A 16,306-nucleotide genomic window follows, 5' to 3' on the forward strand; every position below is an offset into this window, starting at 1 on the left:
AGACTTACGTCCAATGGGCACTGCCCGATAAGCGGTCGACCATGGGGTCAATAAAAACAAGCGGTATCGGTCATGAGCAAAGCGGACGCTTTTACCCAGGCAGGCAAAACGGCCGTTCTGCAGAACATCCACGGCACGATGCAGTTCCTGCAAAAATTCCCGCCATTCAACCAGATGGAAAACGCCCACTTGGCCTACCTTGTGGAACAGTGTCACCTGCGTTTCTACGCTACAGACGAGAGCATCATCAAGCCTAGCGATGGGCCAGTAGAACATTTTTACATCGTCAAACAAGGCCGCGTAGTAGGCGAGCGCCCCCATTCGGCAAAAGGCGGCACCGAGACCACGTTCGAAATCACCACCGGCGAGTGCTTTCCCCTCGCAGCGCTGCTCGGCGAACGCGCCACGCGAACCGAGCATCTGGCGGCCGAAGACACCTTCTGCCTGCAGCTGAACAAGCAAGCCTTCATCAAGCTGTTCGGGCTCTCCAATGAGTTCCGCGACTTCGCTCTGCGCGGTGTCAGCAGCCTGCTCGATCAGGTGAATCAGCAAGTAAAGCAGAAGGCGGTGGAAACACTCGGCACGCAATACTCACTGAATACGCGACTGGGTGAACTGGCGATGCGTCACCCGGTGACCTGCTCCCCCGACACGCCGCTGCGGGAGGCCGTGCGCCAGATGGACGAGCAGCAGGTCGGCAGTATTGTCATCGTGGACGAGGCCAAGGCGCCGCTGGGGATTTTCACGCTGCGCGATCTGCGCCAGGTCGTCGCAAACGTCGATGCCGACTTCGGCGCGCCCATCGAGCGCAGCATGATTCAGGCGCCTTTTTACCTGACCCCGGACGCCAGCGCCTTCGATGCCGCCATTGCCATGACCCAGCGGCATATCGCCCACGTTTGTCTGGTCAAGGATCAGCGCCTGTGTGGCGTGGTCTCCGAGCGCGACCTGTTCTCGCTGCAGCGCGTGGACCTGGTGCATCTGGCGCGCACCATCCGCAGCGCGCCGCGCATCGATTCGCTGGCCAACCTGCGCGGCGACATCGTTCAACTGGTGGACCGCATGCTCGCCCACGGTGCCTCGTCCACGCAGATCACTCAGATCATCACGCTGCTCAACGACCACATGGTCTGTCGCGTCATCGAACTTACGCTGGAAGACAAAGGCGATCCCGGCATCGCTTTCAGCTGGCTTTGCTTTGGCAGCGAGGGCCGCCGCGAGCAGACGCTGTACACCGATCAGGACAACGGCATTCTGTTCGAAGCCAGGGACGCCGCCGAGGCCGCCGAGATTCGCGGCCGGTTGCTGCCCCTCGCCGAGCGGATCAATCAAAGCCTGGCCGTATGCGGATTCGCGCTGTGCAAGGGCGGGATCATGGCGAGCAATCCGCAGCTGTGCCTGTCGCGCATCGAGTGGGCGCGGCGCTTCGGCTCGTTCATCCGCGAAGCCACGCCGGAGAACCTGCTGTCGTCTTCCATCTATTTCGATCTACGCGTGGTCTGGGGCGATGAAAGCGGCGGCGATCAATTGCGGCAGAGCATTCTTGCCCAGGTGGCAGACAACGCGTTGTTTCAGCGCATGATGGCCGACAACGCCCTGCGTCAACGGCCGCCGGTGGGCCGTTTCAAGGATTTCGTGGTCGCCCGCAAAGGCAGTGAAAAAGATACGCTGGATCTGAAAACCCAAGGCCTGACGCCATTCGTCGACGGGGCGAGATTGCTGGCGCTGGCCAACGGCGTCGAAGCCTGCAACACCCTGGAAAGGCTGCGTCAGCTGGTGGCCAAAGAGGTTATCGACCCGCTGGACGGTGCGGCGTATGAAGAGGCCTACCACTTCATTCAGCAAACCCGCATGCAACAGCATCAGCAGCAGAACCGGCAAAACCTGCCCTACTCCAATCGCATCGACCCGGATGTGCTCAATCATTTGGACCGACGCATTCTGCGTGAGTCGTTCCGTCAGGCGCAGCGGCTGCAGACCAGCCTCACCGTGCGCTACCAACTGTAAGCGACTGATCATGAATTTGTTCCAATGGCTCAAGCGACCCAAACGCACCGTTGCTCCTGAGCTCACGCCTGAACAGCAACAGCGCCTGCGCGCCCTGCCCGGCCCGGGCGCGTTGGATCAGAACACGCTGCGCCAGCAACGCTGGGTGGTGGTGGATCTTGAAACAAGTGGGCTGAATCTGCAGCGGGACGAGGTGCTGTCGATCGGCGCAGTGGTCATCGAAGACGGTGCGATCGATCTGGGGCAGCAATTCGAGCGCACGCTGATGCGCAGCGATCACAAACTCAGCCCGAGCGTGTTGATTCACGGGCTGGGGCCCAGCGCGATCGCCGCAGGGAGCGAGCCGGTGGACGCACTGCTGGATTTCATGGCGTTCGTGGGCGACAGCCCGCTGCTGGCGTTCCATGCGGCGTTCGACGAGCACATGCTGGGCCGCGCATTAAAGGAAAGCCTCGGCTATCGCCTGCTGCACCCTTTTATTGATGTCGCTCACATTGCGCCTTTCGTCTGCCCGAACGCGAATTTGCGTCAGGCAGGCCTGGACGACTGGACTCGATTCTTCGGGCTCCACGCCGAAGAGCGCCATCACGCCAGCGCCGATGCCTTGGTAACCGCCGAACTCGCGATGATCCTGTTCAGTCACGCCAAGCGACAAGGGATCGAAACCCCGGCACAGCTGGAGCAAGGCGTGGCGAAATGGCGACGGCAGCAGCAATCGCATTCGTTTTAGCGTTTCACCTCTAGATCCCGTCTCGCCTCACAAATCCAATGGTCGATTCGTACATCAACCGTTCGGCTTCTTCCTACAAGGACCAATTGCCAGCATTGGGCGGCTCTGACACAATCGCGAACAATTCTCGTTAGCCCCTTTGTTCTCCTTGGTGCGCTTGTGTCGTCACTTCAAAGTCCCCAGCAGCAGCTCGTCGGAACGCTCTATCGCGACCATCGCGGCTGGCTGCTGGGCTGGCTGAGACGCAACGTGGCCTGCCCCCATCGCGCCGAAGACCTTAGCCAGGACACGTTCATTCGCCTGCTCGGCCGCGAGCAATTGCTTGAACCCCGCGAGCCCCGGGCCTTTCTGGTCTCGATCGCGAAGGGCTTGTTGTTCGACCACTTTCGTCGGGCCGCGCTGGAACAAGCGTATCTGGACGAGCTGATGCTGATTCCCGAAGGCGAACAACCTTCGCTTGAAGAACAGCAGCTGATTCTCGAAGACCTCAAAGCCATCGATCGCCTGTTGGGCAAGCTGTCCAGCAAGGCGCGCGCTGCCTTTTTGTACAACCGCCTGGACGGCATGCCCCACGCGGAGATCGCCACAAAGCTCGGCGTCTCGGTGCCCCGCGTGCGTCAGTATCTGGCCCAGGGTTTGCGCCAGTGCTACATCGCGTTGTATGGCGAGCCAACATGAGCCGCCTGTCCACCCGACCTGTTTCGTCCCATGTGCTGGACGCCGCCATCGCCTGGCAACTGTGCCTGGACTGCGGCCGGGGCAGTGAGGTCGAGCGCGAAGAGTTCGCCAAGTGGTACGCCGCCAGCGACGAACATGCCCGCGCCTGGATGCAGTTGGGCATGGTCGATCAGCGTTTCGCCGGGACCACTGGCCCGGCACGTTCAGCGCTTTTGCGTTCCCGTGATGGCATGGGCTTGCGGTTGCGCAAGCTGGGCCGCGGGGTGGCAGGGGTCGCGCTGGCGCTGGGCTTGACGGTTTTTCTGGGAAATCGACTGCTGCCGGTGGATTACTGGCTGGCGGATCTGCGCACCGCCACCGGCGAGCAGCGCACCATTCGCCTGTCGGATAACACCCTGATCCGGCTCAACACTCACACCGCGCTGGACGTGCGATTCGACGCCACACAGCGACGGATCGTGCTTCAGGAAGGCGAAATCTTTGTGGAAACCGGGAGCCACAACGACACGCGTCCGTTCATCGTCGAAACCCCCGAAGGACAGATGCGTGCCTTGGGCACGCAGTTTCTGGTCAAGCGGCAGACTGACGGCACGCTGTTGAGCGTGCTGCAGTCAGCCGTCGCCGCTCATCCGCAGGCTTCCAGCCACGAATTAGTGCTGCGCGAAGGGCAGCAGATGTTGATTCATCGCAACAGCCTCGGTCCCATGCTTGCCCTTGCGCCCGGCACCGGCGCCTGGATGCGCGGCATGCTGGTGGTCGACAACGCCCGCCTGGGAGACGTGGTCGCGGAGCTTGCCCGTTATCGTCAGGGCCATCTCGGCGTGGCGAAGGACGTCGCCGACCTGCGCATTACCGGCAGCTTCCCGCTGACCAACACGGATCTGGCGCTCAAGGCACTGACGCCCACGCTGCCGGTGCAGATCGAGGCGCGGACGCAGTGGTGGGTGACGGTGGTCGGCAGCGACAAGAAGCCGGCGACGGCGCTGTAAATCGGCTGCCCTCTTGGATGCATGCGATCGCCAGGCCACAGAACTTGTGGGAGTGAGCTTGCTCGCGAAGAAGTCAGTACATCCGCTAAATCTTCCGTAGCTGAAACACCGTCTTCGCGAGCAAGCTCGCTCCCACATGGACCATATTTGATGCGCGAAAGCGCCGCTGTCTGGCAAAGGGTAACTTTCACCCAGGGTCATTGATCACGGCCTACTTAGCGCCTGCGCAATTATTTTCGCCCGGCCCTATCACTTTCCAGATCTCGTTCGGCACATAGGCATTGAGAACCATTTCCATCGAGGTGCCGTTCATGTCCCGCACGCTTCAAACCCTCCTGCGACCGAGCCTGCTGGCTATCGCCGTCGCCATTGCCGCACCGATGCTCAGTGCGCCGCTGATGGCCGCTTCTCAGGCTTCCAGCGTTCGCGCCTACGATCTGCCGGCCGCGCCGTTGTCCACGACGCTGACGCAGATCGCCAGTCAGGCAGGCCTGGCCCTGTCGCTGGATCCGGCACTGGCCGCGGGCCGCACGTCGGCGCCGGTTCAGGGTCAATTCGACGCATCAGGCGCGATGGGCCAGGCGCTGCGTGGCACCGGCTTGCAGTTGAATCTGACCACGGCGGGGACCTACACGCTGGTGGCTGCGCCTGAAGGGGCGATGGCGTTACCGGCGACCAGCATTCAAGGCAGTCAGGAAAGTTTCGAAAGCGCGTGGGGGCCGGCGCAGGGATACGCCGCGAGTCGCACCGCAGCGGGCACCAAAACCGATACTGCACTGGTCGAAGCACCGCGCTCGATCTCGGTCGCGACCCGGCAGCAGATGCAGGATCGCGCGGTACAGAACATCGACGACGCCGTTCGCTACATGCCAGGCGTGGTCGCCAGCAGTTACGGCAGCGACAGCCGGGCCGAGTGGCTGAAAGTCCGCGGCTTCGAACCCACCCAGTTCCTCGACGGCCTGCCGCTGCCAAAAGGCGCCTACGTCATGCCGAAGATGGAGACGTGGGACCTGGAGCGCATCGCCCTCCTGCGTGGCCCGGCCTCTTCGGTTTACGGTCAGACCCCGCCGGGCGGCATGCTCGACATGGTCAGTCGTCGCCCCGAAGCGGAAGCCAGCCACGAAGTGCAGGTTCAGGTCGGTACTTACAACCGCAAGCAGATCAGCTTCGACAGCACCGGCAAGATCGACGACGCCGACAATTTCGAGTACCGCGTCAGCGGCGTCGTGCGTGACAGCGGCACCTCGGTGGACCACATCGACGACAAGCGTTACAACATCGCGCCGAGCCTGACCTGGAACATCGACCCGGACACCAAGCTGACTTTCCTCAGCCAGTTCAACCGCGACGATACCGGCATCACCAGCCAGTTCCTGCCGATTCAGGGCACCAAATACCCGTCGGCCGTGGGGCGCGTGAAGTACCACGAAAACCTCGGTGATCCGGACTGGGAGTTCTACGACAAAACCTATTACGCGCTGGGCTATGCGTTCGAGCACCGTCTGAATGACGTGTGGCAGTTCAAGCAGAACGTCCGCTACACCAAGAGTGACCTGTCCTTTCAGGGGATCACGGCAGGCGGTTACTTCGGCTCGGTGTCCGACGATGGCACCGTTGCTCGCGGCGCCAACGTCGTGAACGAGGACATTTCCCAGTTCGCGCTGGACAACAATCTGCAAGCCGACTTCGACACGGGCGCACTCAAACACACCGTGTTGCTGGGGCTCGACTACCAGCGCGTGAACCACAACTACAAGTGGCAGTACGGCAACGCGCCGACCAGCAACATCGCCAAGCCGATTTACGGGCAGGACTTCAGCAACGTCGATTACACCGCGTTTCAGGACTACAACCAGAAAACCCAGGACGTCGGCGTCTACATTCAGGACCAACTGGCCCTGGATAACTGGCGTCTGACCCTGGGCGGCCGCCAGGACCTGCTCAAGACCGAATCGAAGTTCTACAACAGTGACCAGTCCGACGACCGCACCGACAGCGCGTTCACCGGCAACGCCGCGCTCAGCTACGTCTTCGATTCCGGCTTCACGCCGTACATTTCCTACGCCGAGTCTTTCCAGGCCGAACAAGGCGGCGCCAATGGCGTGGCGTTCCAGCCGGGGACGGGCAAGCAGTATGAAGTGGGCCTCAAATACCAGCCGCCGGGCAGCAACATCATCTTCACCGCAGCCGCTTACGACCTGACCCGCCGCGACATCGTGCTCAGTGACACACTCGGCGTGCAGCGTCCTCTGGGCGAGGCAAAAGTGCGCGGCTTCGAGCTTGAAGCGGTAGGCGATGTCACCGACAACCTGAAAGTGACGGCGTCCTACACATACGCCAACAGCAAGATGACCAAGGTCACCGACCCGCTGGACAAGAATCGTCCGCTGCCACTGACGCCGGAAAACCAGGCGGCGATCTGGGGTGATTACACCTGGCACAACGGCGTGCTCGACGGTTTCGGCCTGGGCTTCGGCGCGCGCTACATTGGCGAGACCGACAATATTGCAATCGGCAGTTACGGTTTCGTCGCCGATTCCAACTACGGCCACAGCAACGCTTACACCGTCTACGACGCCGCCGTGCATTACGACCTTGGCCGCATGACCAACTCGCTCAAGGGTGTGAGCGTGTCGGTCAACGCCAACAACGTCTTCGACAAGGAATACATTTCCACCTGCGACGGCTTCTATTGCTACTACGGTGACCGTCGTACGGTGCTCGCGAGCGTAGACTACAAATGGTAATCGTTTAAACTCTCATTACCTGAAACAAGGGCCGCTCCCACACAGCGGCCTTTGTTGCTTTCGCTGACTCCGGATTTCCACATGAAAAGCCAAACCATCCGCCGCTGGTCTTTCATCCATACGTGGACCAGCCTGATCTGTACGGCATTCCTGCTGATGCTGGCGATCACTGGCTTGCCGCTGATCTTCAGTCACGAGATCGCTCACCTGACGGGCGACGCGCCGGAATTCAAGGAAATGCCCGCCGGCACGCCGCATCTGGACCTTGAACAACTGGTCCGCTCAGCCGAGGCCCATCGCCCCGGCGACGTGATGCAGTATTTCGGCTGGGACGACGATGACCCCAACGGCGTGTACGCCATCATGGGCAAGACTGCGGGCGGCGACCCGAACGAATCCCACAGTTTCATGCTCGACGCGCGCACCGGCGAGGCGATGGAAACGCCGAGCGCCAATGGCGGTTTCATGATGATCATGCTGCGCCTGCACGTGGACATGTACGCGGGGCTGCCGGGCAAGCTGTTGCTGGCATTCATGGGACTGCTGTTTGTCATGGCGATCGTGTCCGGCGTCGTGTTGTATGCGCCCTTCATGCGCCGGCTGGATTTCGCCACAGTGCGCCCGAATAAATCCAAGCGGGTGCGTTGGCTGGACCTGCACAACCTGATCGGCGTCGTCACGCTGACCTGGGCCGTGGTCGTCGGCCTGACTGGCGTGCTCAACGCCTGCGCCGATCTGGTGATCGCGCAATGGCGCACCGACGCGTTGATGACCATGATCGCGCCGTACAAGGACGCCCCGCCCCTGGCCGAACGCGCACCGGCGACCCGATTGATCGACATTTCCAAAGCCACTGTCCCCGGCGCCGAGCCGAGCTTCATTGCCTTTCCCGGCTCGCGCTTTTCCAGCGAGCATCACTACGCGGTCTTCATGAAAGGCGACACGCACCTGACGTCCCACCTGCTGACCCCTGTCCTGATCGACGCTCAGGACCTGCACGTCACCGCAACACTGGGACGCCCGTGGTACATGGACGCCCTGCTGCTGTCGCAACCGCTGCACTTCGGCGACTACGGCGGCATGCCGATGAAAATCCTCTGGGCCGCGCTGGATGTGCTGACGATCATCGTCCTCGGCAGTGGCTTGTACCTGTGGTGGGTTCGACGTCGCGCCACAGTCGCTGCGGCCAAGAACGTCGCAGTCGAGGCAGAAGTCGCATGACCCGGCACAAGAAGCATTCGGCGTTCTGGAAGACCTTCGGCACGCCCGGCTGGATCGCCCTGCTGACCGCAGTCGGCCTGTTCGCCGCGCTGCTCGGCGACGGCGCGTGGGATGTACTCGCCTGGGTGGGCATGGCCATTCCGACCTGGTACAGCTGCAAAGGATTGATGGCGCGCAAGCGGGTTTGATCCGCCGAACCCCGCTTCTGCATGATTGACATCGAACCGTACCCAATGAACCGGTTTGCTTTGACGATGGCAGGGGCGCGCGCATCCGCAGTAAAACATTGCATCCTGCCTGGCCTCCCTTGGTTATAAGTCGAACAAGTCCGTAAGAAACTTCCCTCGCAACAACACTAAGCGTCCTACACGCTCCGACTCCCACGCTGGCCTCCCCTGCGAGTCACCCTCCCGATAATCGATATTCCGCCCTGGCAGGGCATCCACACTATCCATCGGGAAGACCCACCATGGCGCTCGACGCATTTTTGAAGATTGAAGGCATTGCTGGCGAAGCACTGGATGAGCAGTGCAAAGACTGGATTGAAATCACCGGATATTCGTTCGGCACCTACCAGAGCGCGTCCGTTACAGCCAGCACGGCAGGCGGCGCGACTTCCGGGCGTACCACGCTCAGCAACCTGACGCTGACCAAGATGCTCGACAAGTCGAGCTGCAAACTGATGGCAGCCAACTGCGCCGGAGAGCACTTCAAGGAAGTGAAGCTTTCCGTACACCGTGCAGGGGGCGACAAAATGAAGTTCTACGAAATCATCCTTGAAGAAGTGATCATTGCCGAATACAACCAACTCGCCAACGACGGCATTCCCACCGAACTCATCCAGCTCAATTACGGCCGTATCCGCTCGACCTACACCCTGCAAAACAGAAACGACGGGCGCGCGGCCGGCAGCGTAACCGGCGGATGGGACAGGATCGGCAATAAGCAATATTGCTGAGCGAGGGACATGTCATGGACTTCGAACGTACCCAACATGTCGGCCATTACGGTGTCGTGTTTACGCTTATTCACTTCACCGTGCAGCCGGACGATGCCGCATCGTTGAGAACGATCAACCTACCGGAAATAACCAAGGGTCATTTTGAGGTCATCCGGTTGATTGAAGAAACCTACGAGCGAATGCTTGCACAGGGGCGGCCTTGCCGGATGGTGCTTGCGGTGTCTAATCGCCTGAGCCGGAATACTGCCGATCTATTAAATGATCAACGAGTGAGAGTGGGTGGCGCCATATCCTCGCTGAGCGGCAAAGCTGTTACAGAGGTGTTCGGTCCGATAGTAGGAGGGATGGCGGGTATGTTCTCAGGAGGGAAGGCCAAACAAGGAATTCCGACCTACCACGTCGGTGATGTAATAGTCAGTATCGACGCACAAGTTGCGGGAGGTATTGGCCCTCAGAGATCCTCGTCAGCATTGCTGCTTAAAAACAACGGTGATGGCTAGATGGCGTTTTATATCTCGTTAGTCATCGTCGCGGCTGCCATCTGGAGCGCCTGTCGAGTCACAAGACGATGGCGCTATCAGTGGGTGCTTGGCCTCGCCATCATCGTCTTTTGGTTTGCTTACGTCGTCCCTTGGGTCGTGAGAGCGGAAGCAATTGAAGATGAGCAGTTTCTTGATTATGAAATATTGCTCGAAGGCCTGCTCTATGTAGGGTTGGGATTACTGGGCGACAACTGGTGGCGTGACGACGAGCCAAAGTAGCGAATCGCATTGCCTCACCCACCAACTGGCTCGTCCCACGCTCCTCCTCGCGCGGGGCAAGCACGTTCCGCCATCCTAGTCATCACATGACCTCCCGCCATTTACACATCCGGCTGGCCCGCGTTCTGCCTCCGAATCTCACGCCTCCATAGGCAATCGATCACCCCAAAACCCAGCCCCGCCGGTGACAATCCAGTTACATAAAGAAATACAATCGCGATTTACGGGTATTTCAATTGACAACAAAACGTGCGTTTGACTAAATCCAGTCATACGACGACGTATAACGATCGCCGCTAAATAAAAACAATACCCAGAGTGGACTCGATGAAAATCAAAGGCATCCGTTGGTGGATGGTCGCGCTGATAACCGGCGGACTGATCGTCAACTACCTCGCGCGCAACACCCTCTCCGTCGCCGCTCCCACCATGATGAGCGAGCTGAACATTTCCACCGAACAGTACTCGCACGTCGTCATCGCGTGGCAGATGGGCTATGCCTTCATGCAGCCGGTTGCCGGCTACGTGATCGACGCCATCGGGACCAAAATCGGCTTCGCGGTTTTCGCCATTGCCTGGTCGGTGGCGTGCGCATCGGCGGCCATGGCCACCGGCTGGCAGAGTCTGGCGTTCCTGCGCAGCTTGCTGGGCATCACTGAAGCGGCGGGTTTTCCTGCGGCGATCAAAGCGACCACTGAATGGTTTCCGGCCAAAGAACGCTCGGTCGCCATCGGCTGGTTCAACATCGGTTCGTCGATCGGCGCGTTGCTGGCCCCTCCCCTCGTGGTCTGGGCGATCCTGCACAGCGGCTGGCAGATCGCGTTCGTCATCGTCGGCGGGCTGGGTCTGCTGTGGAGCGCAGGCTGGCTGTTCTTCTACAAGCACCCGCGCAATCAGCGTCTGCTGGGCGATGAGGAACGCGATTACATTCTTGCCGGTCAGGAATCCCACCTGAAGGACGCGCCGACCAAGCACGCCAGCTGGAAGAAGATCGTCGGCACCCGCAATTTCTACGCAATCGCTTCGGCACGCATGCTGTCGGAGCCGGCCTGGCAGACGTTCAACGCGTGGATTCCGCTGTACCTGATGACCGAACGCCACATGAACATCAAGGAAATCGCGATGTTTGCCTGGCTGCCGTTTCTAGCCGCCGACATTGGCTGCGTGTTGGGCGGTTACCTGAGCCCGTTCTTTTACAAGCACTTCAACGTCTCGCTGCTGACGTCGCGCAAGATGGTGATGGTGTTCGGTTCGCTGTGCATGATCGGCCCTGGCTGCATCGGTCTGGTGGACAGCCCTTACGTCGCCATCGCGCTGCTGTGCGCTGGCGGTTTTGCGCACCAGACGCTGTCAGGCGCGTTGTACGCCATCACGTCGGACTCTTTCGGCAAGAACGAAGTGGGTACGGCAACCGGCCTGGGTGGCATGTTCGGGTTTCTGGGCGCGGCTCTGTTCACGCTGGTGCTCGGGATCATGGTCACCAAGGTTGGCTACAGCCCGCTGTTTGTGGCCCTGGCCGCTTTCGATCTCGTCGCCGCCACGATCATCTGGTTTGTCGCCAAGCCGCTGTTGACCGGCACACCTTCGGCGCAATCCGGAACGGCATCGGCAGACTCGGCAGACGGGGTCCCGACGGTCTGACATTCAGGTCCGGGCCGTCGCAAATCGGCCCGGCATATCATCCGGATATTGCACAGCGTCCTTGCCCTCACTAGTCTGGAGGGCCAGGTCGATCAGAGGAATATCCATGTCTGCGCCCAGCATGACGCTGCATTACAACGCCGCTTCACCCTTCGCGCGCAAGGTGCTGATCCTGCTTCATGAAACCGGACAGGCAAGCCGGGTCAGTCTCAAAGCGGTTGCGCTCACCCCCGTCAGCCCCGACGCCGAAGTCTGCCGCGACAATCCGTGCGGGAAGATTCCGGCGCTGTGCCTGGCTGACGACAACGTGATCCATGACAGCCGGGTCATTCTCGAATACCTGGATCAACAGCACGTCGGCAACCCTCTCATTCCCAAAGAAGGCTCGGCGCGCTGGCGGCGATTGACGCTCGCGTCACTGGCCGATGCCCTCATGGACGCTGCGCTGCTCATCCGGTACGAGACCTTCCTGCGGCCCGAGGAGAAACACTGGGCGGAATGGCTCGACGCCCAGCAAGAGAAAATCGCTCGCACGCTGGCCTACTTCGAAGCCGAAGCCGTCACTGAACTGAGTACGCATTTCGACGTGGCGTCGATCAGCGTGGCCTGTGCGCTGGGCTATCTGGATTTCCGCCAGCCAAATCTGGGCTGGCGCAGCAGCTACCCGCGATTGGCGAACTGGTATTACGAAGTCAGTCAGCGGCCATCGATGCTGGAAACCCAGCCGCCCGCCTGATTGCTTTCAAATCACAGGTATCAACGAGGTCGGATTCATTCGCGCGACGCGAATCGGTCCGCCTCGGTGAGGGCTGCGCCGTCGGACCGCGAAGGAATCGGCCTTCGTCGGTCCGCAGCCAGTTCGCTATCTCCACTGCAAGCCCGTGCCCGATCTGCTGGTCTTCGCGCAGTCCCACCCGACTACTCATGACTCGCCTCGACCACCAGCGCGGCAGGTTTTGCGGGACGTTGCGCCAGCGCATACCAGTCCAGCTTGCGCGTCAGCACCATGAACACGCCGAGCACTCCGAACAGTAACAACGCGCCCATCAGCAAGGCGTAGTCTTCGGCACCGAGCAGGCCGTAAAGCAATGCATACAGGATTCCCAGCGCCACGCCGAATGACAGTCCGTGACGAACGCTGCCCAGCACATGGCAGACGTAGAACCCGATTAGCCCCACACAGGCACTGGCCGACACCAGGTACGCGAGCGTGAAGCCCACATGTTCGGACAGCGACAACAGCAGCAGATAGAACAACGCCAGCGACGCACCGACCAGAGCGTATTGCACCGGGTGGACCGCCAGCCCTTTGAGCACTTCGAACAGCAGGAAGCCCGCGAAGGTGAGCGTGATGAAGAGCAGCGCATATTTGATCGAGCGATCACTCTTGAGGTACTGGTCGACCGGCGATATGAAGCTCACGCCGAAACTGCGACCGGCGAACTCGGTACACACTTCGCTGGATGAACAGCGGTTGAGAATTTCCTGCAGATTGGTTGCGAAGAAAGAAGTCTGCCAATTGGCGGTGAAGCCCTGCCCGGAAACGTCGCGACTGGCGGGCAGGTAGTTGCCAATGAAGCTCGGATGCGGCCAGTCAGCCGCCACCCGTACAACACTCGATTTGCCCACGGGCGTGATCTGCAACTGTCCAGTGCCCTGCAGACGAAGATCGAACGCGAAATTCAGGCGCTTCTGCTCGACGCCGGTTTCCAGCGGCAGCACGACGCTCACGCCCTCCCCCAACAGCGCCACGTCGGTACCTGGAACGAAGTCCAGTTGTTCGCCATTGAGATCAAGCTTCAGCGCACTTTCGATGCCACGAATATCTGTAATGCCGACAGCAAGAAAAGGGGCATCGAACCGGTAGTTCTCGAAATCATTGCCCAGGCCAAAGTGCTCGGGCAGCACGAACTGCCCACTCAGCGTGTTATCGGCGTGATAAAGGCGAGCCTCGTAAATGCCGCGCGAACGCACTTCGGTCTGGACCTTGCCATCCAGTTCAAAGCGTTCGGGAAGGAAGTACAAGCGGCCCTTTTCCTCAACCGTTTCCTGATAGCGCTCGCGCGACTCCGCGTTGAGCTTCCAGATCCGGGTCAACTTGCGATACGGCACGATCAATAGCGGCCCGCTGATGTGCTGGCTGTAACTGGAGCTGCGCGCGATGTCTTCGACCACTTCGTCGCGCCTGCTCTGTCGATCCTGGATAAGGCCATTGATCATCATCAACGGGATCATCAGCGCCAGTATCAACAGACCGATCATTCCCACCTTGTAAATCGACATGCCCTTGTTCATCGAACTCTCCCGGTTTTTGATGGGGAGATTCTGAAAAGTCTGTGTGGAGCAGTCGTGGGCGAAATGTGGAGATTGTGTGGAGTGTTTCGGACGATGAAACCCTTGCATCTCCAGATCTACAACGTTAACGGACCGGCTTGTTTTATCGCAGCGATACTCGCAGCTGCAACACCACCATCACCCCGCCTGCAACATTCCGTATCTGCATTTCTCCTCCATGCAACTGCATCACTTCTTCAACGAAGTTGAGCCCAAGGCCAGTGCTCTTGCGGCCACTGTCGGGCCTGGGCAAGGAATAGAAGCGCTCGCTCAGGCGAGGCAGCGCGTATTCGGGAATGGGGTCGGCGCTGTTGAAAAACAGCACGTTCACGCGCTCGCCCTCCCGCTCGGCGCTGAAGCGCAACGTGCCTCCGTCTGGCGTGAAGTCCAGCGCGTTGTCGAGCAAATTGGAGAACGCCTGGCGCAACAGAAAGCGCTCCCCGGTCACAAACACCTCAGCCGTAATCAGCCGTTCGACGATCAAACCCTTGCGCTCGATGCGCGCGGCCTGCGCCGCCAGCGTGTCCTCGACCAGCCCGGGAAGTGGCACCAGGACGCGCTCTTCCAGTCCCTGGCGTTGTTCGACCATGGCCAGATTCAGCAGCCGTTCGATCAACTGCTGGACGCGCGCGCTTTCGTTATCGATGTTGCTGACGAAGCGCTGCCGCTGATCGACGGGCATGTCGCCCTGCAACAGCTCGGCAGCGCCGCGGATCGCAGCAAGGGGGCTTTTCAGTTCATGGGTGAGGGTATGCACATAGCGCTCGACGTAGTCCTTGCCTTCCAGCTGTGTGCGCATGTGCTCGACGGCTGCAGACAACTGCGCCAGCTCGCCGCCTCGATACCGGGGCAGCTCGACGCGGCGCCCTTCGCTCACGGCCTGGGCGTATTCGGTCAATCGACGCAGCGCGCTGCTCACCCACCACGACAGCAACGCAGCGAACATCAACCCCAGAACGATCAGCCCCGCGCCGTAATACAGCAGACGCCGCTCTGTCCGGTCCACGTAAGGCTGCAGCGAGCTATTGGGTTTGGCCACGGTCACGACACCGATGATGCGGTCACCGTCGCGAATCGGCGCGCCCACGTGCATGACCGATGAGTTAGGGTCCTGAGGATCGCTGCGGGTCGAGCGCGCGCCATATTGGCCACGCAAGGTGAGAAACACATCATTCCAGCGTGAATAATCCTGCCCCACAGCTTCTCCGCTGGAGTCGAGCAAAACAATGCCGTGGGCGTCGGTCACATACACGCGGTTATTGACCTGATTCTTTGGCATGCCCCAGATCTTCGCGTCCGGCTGTCGTAATCCATAGGCCGTGAGCACTTGCGGAAAGCGGCTCTGGCTCAAGGTGCCCGCTTTAACGTCGGCCTGCAGCACCTCGGCAAGAAGGTTTGCGGTGTCCACCAGCGTCTCTTCCGTGGATTGCCGAACGCCGGGGCGCACCTCTTTCATCACCGTGTTGAGGACGAAATACCCCGTCAGGCCAATGAACAGGGCATAGACCAGAAAAATCCGCAGGCCCAGCCGCATCAGCTGTGATCCGGGCTGTAGCTGTAGCCGAGCCCGCGATGGGTCTGAATCGGCTCGGCCTCGGCGACGATCGCCCTCAACTTGGCGCGGACGCTTTTGATGTGGCTGTCGATGCTGCGCTCGTAGCCGGCATCGCTGGCAACGCCGACCGCATCGAGTAACTGCTCTCGGCTAAACACCCGTCCTGGTTGCTCCAGCAGACAGCGCAACAGGCGAAACTCGTGCCGCGTCAGGCTCATGGGCTGGCCGCGATAGCTGATCAGCACGCGCTGGGCATCCACCGAAAAGTGGCCGGTGGGGGAATTTGCGTCGACTCGAGGCGCGATTCGTTTGAGGATCGCCTTGACCCGTGCAGTGACTTCACGCGGGCTGAACGGCTTGACGACGTAGTCATCCGCGCCAATTTCCAGCCCCACCACGCGATCAATTTCACCATCACGGGCGCTCAGAAACATCACCGGCACCTCGGTAAACCGACGCAGTTGTTTGCAGGCTTCGAAGCCGCTGATATCGGGCAGGCCGATGTCGAGGATGATGAGGTCGGCGGGCGTCTCGCGTTGCAGGTCGACGGCCGCCTGTCCCAGCGTTAGCCATGCGGTGGTGAAACCCTCGCCCTGCAGGGCATAGATGAGGGTATCGGCGATGGCGGCTTCATCTTCGACAATGAGAATGTGGGGCATGGCATCCGAGCACGTGGCGTAAA

The 16,306-nt window shown here is 60.5% G+C and carries 15 protein-coding genes; 12 read left to right on the forward strand and 3 right to left on the reverse strand.

Going from position 1 to position 16,306, the window contains the following annotated elements:
* Positions 1-72 precede the first annotated feature (72 nt).
* The 12 genes from AC07RO_RS19790 (at position 73) to AC07RO_RS19845 (ending at position 12,471) form a co-directional block, all read left to right on the forward strand.
* Positions 73-2,007 (forward strand): putative nucleotidyltransferase substrate binding domain-containing protein, encoded by a 1,935-nt coding sequence (locus AC07RO_RS19790; protein ID WP_346630973.1) that lies wholly within the window; start codon positions 73-75, stop codon positions 2,005-2,007.
* 10 nt (positions 2,008-2,017) lie between these two features.
* Complete coding sequence (locus tag AC07RO_RS19795) at positions 2,018-2,737, forward strand: 3'-5' exonuclease (protein WP_346627187.1); 720 nt, start codon at positions 2,018-2,020, stop codon at positions 2,735-2,737.
* Between the two features lie 159 nt (positions 2,738-2,896).
* Positions 2,897-3,415, forward strand: coding sequence for an RNA polymerase sigma factor (locus AC07RO_RS19800; RefSeq protein WP_346630972.1), 519 nt, complete (start codon positions 2,897-2,899; stop codon positions 3,413-3,415).
* Positions 3,412-4,404 carry a FecR family protein gene (locus tag AC07RO_RS19805; RefSeq protein ID WP_346627189.1) on the forward strand — a complete coding sequence of 331 codons (993 nt, stop codon included), beginning with the start codon at positions 3,412-3,414 and terminating at the stop codon, positions 4,402-4,404. The genes AC07RO_RS19800 and AC07RO_RS19805 overlap by 4 nt, the downstream gene beginning before the upstream one ends.
* A gap of 311 nt (positions 4,405-4,715) precedes the next feature.
* The gene (locus AC07RO_RS19810) at positions 4,716-7,151 is read left to right on the forward strand and encodes a TonB-dependent siderophore receptor (RefSeq protein ID WP_346630971.1); all 2,436 of its coding nucleotides are present in this window, start codon (positions 4,716-4,718) and stop codon (positions 7,149-7,151) included.
* A gap of 81 nt (positions 7,152-7,232) precedes the next feature.
* Complete coding sequence (locus AC07RO_RS19815; protein WP_192173154.1) at positions 7,233-8,372, forward strand: PepSY-associated TM helix domain-containing protein; 1,140 nt, start codon at positions 7,233-7,235, stop codon at positions 8,370-8,372.
* Positions 8,369-8,560 (forward strand): hypothetical protein, encoded by a 192-nt coding sequence (locus AC07RO_RS19820; protein WP_074886829.1) that lies wholly within the window; start codon positions 8,369-8,371, stop codon positions 8,558-8,560. The genes AC07RO_RS19815 and AC07RO_RS19820 overlap by 4 nt, the downstream gene beginning before the upstream one ends.
* A gap of 281 nt (positions 8,561-8,841) precedes the next feature.
* Positions 8,842-9,330 carry an Hcp family type VI secretion system effector gene (locus AC07RO_RS19825; RefSeq protein ID WP_192173155.1) on the forward strand — a complete coding sequence of 163 codons (489 nt, stop codon included), beginning with the start codon at positions 8,842-8,844 and terminating at the stop codon, positions 9,328-9,330.
* A gap of 14 nt (positions 9,331-9,344) precedes the next feature.
* Positions 9,345-9,833: a hypothetical protein gene (locus AC07RO_RS19830; protein WP_192173156.1), complete on the forward strand. Its 489-nt coding sequence runs from the start codon at positions 9,345-9,347 to the stop codon at positions 9,831-9,833.
* Complete coding sequence (locus AC07RO_RS19835; protein ID WP_192173157.1) at positions 9,834-10,094, forward strand: hypothetical protein; 261 nt, start codon at positions 9,834-9,836, stop codon at positions 10,092-10,094. It begins immediately after the preceding gene.
* Positions 10,095-10,421: 327 nt separating this feature from the next.
* Positions 10,422-11,735, forward strand: coding sequence for an MFS transporter (locus AC07RO_RS19840; protein ID WP_282368314.1), 1,314 nt, complete (start codon positions 10,422-10,424; stop codon positions 11,733-11,735).
* A gap of 106 nt (positions 11,736-11,841) precedes the next feature.
* Positions 11,842-12,471 carry a glutathione S-transferase family protein gene (locus AC07RO_RS19845; protein WP_192173159.1) on the forward strand — a complete coding sequence of 210 codons (630 nt, stop codon included), beginning with the start codon at positions 11,842-11,844 and terminating at the stop codon, positions 12,469-12,471.
* Positions 12,472-12,653: 182 nt separating this feature from the next.
* Here the strand turns inward: AC07RO_RS19845 and creD are convergent, their stop codons facing one another.
* From creD to creB, 3 genes are all read right to left on the reverse strand, one after another.
* Positions 12,654-14,030 carry a cell envelope integrity protein CreD gene (gene creD, locus AC07RO_RS19850; protein ID WP_495086867.1) on the reverse strand — a complete coding sequence of 459 codons (1,377 nt, stop codon included), beginning with the start codon at positions 14,028-14,030 and terminating at the stop codon, positions 12,654-12,656.
* 142 nt (positions 14,031-14,172) lie between these two features.
* Complete coding sequence (gene creC / locus AC07RO_RS19855; protein ID WP_495086868.1) at positions 14,173-15,603, reverse strand: two-component system sensor histidine kinase CreC; 1,431 nt, start codon at positions 15,601-15,603, stop codon at positions 14,173-14,175.
* Positions 15,603-16,283 (reverse strand): two-component system response regulator CreB, encoded by a 681-nt coding sequence (creB, locus tag AC07RO_RS19860; RefSeq protein ID WP_495086869.1) that lies wholly within the window; start codon positions 16,281-16,283, stop codon positions 15,603-15,605. Before creB ends, creC begins: the two co-directional genes overlap by 1 nt.
* Positions 16,284-16,306: the final 23 nt, after the last annotated feature.

The sequence above is a fragment of the Pseudomonas sp. GW821-FHT07F05 genome, from assembly GCF_059418765.1.

Excerpts from the sequence above, each read along its gene's own strand:
- AC07RO_RS19790 (WP_346630973.1), top strand. The coding sequence starts at position 73 with ATGAGCAAAGCGGACGCTTTTACCCAGGCAGGCAAAACGGCCGTTCTG.
- AC07RO_RS19795 (WP_346627187.1), top strand. The coding sequence starts at position 2,018 with ATGAATTTGTTCCAATGGCTCAAGCGACCCAAACGCACCGTTGCTCCT.
- AC07RO_RS19805 (WP_346627189.1), top strand. The coding sequence starts at position 3,412 with ATGAGCCGCCTGTCCACCCGACCTGTTTCGTCCCATGTGCTGGACGCC.
- AC07RO_RS19810 (WP_346630971.1), top strand. The coding sequence starts at position 4,716 with ATGTCCCGCACGCTTCAAACCCTCCTGCGACCGAGCCTGCTGGCTATC.
- AC07RO_RS19815 (WP_192173154.1), top strand. The coding sequence starts at position 7,233 with ATGAAAAGCCAAACCATCCGCCGCTGGTCTTTCATCCATACGTGGACC.
- AC07RO_RS19820 (WP_074886829.1), top strand. The coding sequence starts at position 8,369 with ATGACCCGGCACAAGAAGCATTCGGCGTTCTGGAAGACCTTCGGCACG.
- AC07RO_RS19825 (WP_192173155.1), top strand. The coding sequence starts at position 8,842 with ATGGCGCTCGACGCATTTTTGAAGATTGAAGGCATTGCTGGCGAAGCA.
- AC07RO_RS19830 (WP_192173156.1), top strand. The coding sequence starts at position 9,345 with ATGGACTTCGAACGTACCCAACATGTCGGCCATTACGGTGTCGTGTTT.
- AC07RO_RS19835 (WP_192173157.1), top strand. The coding sequence starts at position 9,834 with ATGGCGTTTTATATCTCGTTAGTCATCGTCGCGGCTGCCATCTGGAGC.
- AC07RO_RS19840 (WP_282368314.1), top strand. The coding sequence starts at position 10,422 with ATGAAAATCAAAGGCATCCGTTGGTGGATGGTCGCGCTGATAACCGGC.
- AC07RO_RS19845 (WP_192173159.1), top strand. The coding sequence starts at position 11,842 with ATGTCTGCGCCCAGCATGACGCTGCATTACAACGCCGCTTCACCCTTC.
- creD (WP_495086867.1), bottom strand. The coding sequence starts at position 14,030 with ATGAACAAGGGCATGTCGATTTACAAGGTGGGAATGATCGGTCTGTTG.
- creC (WP_495086868.1), bottom strand. The coding sequence starts at position 15,603 with ATGCGGCTGGGCCTGCGGATTTTTCTGGTCTATGCCCTGTTCATTGGC.
- creB (WP_495086869.1), bottom strand. The coding sequence starts at position 16,283 with ATGCCCCACATTCTCATTGTCGAAGATGAAGCCGCCATCGCCGATACC.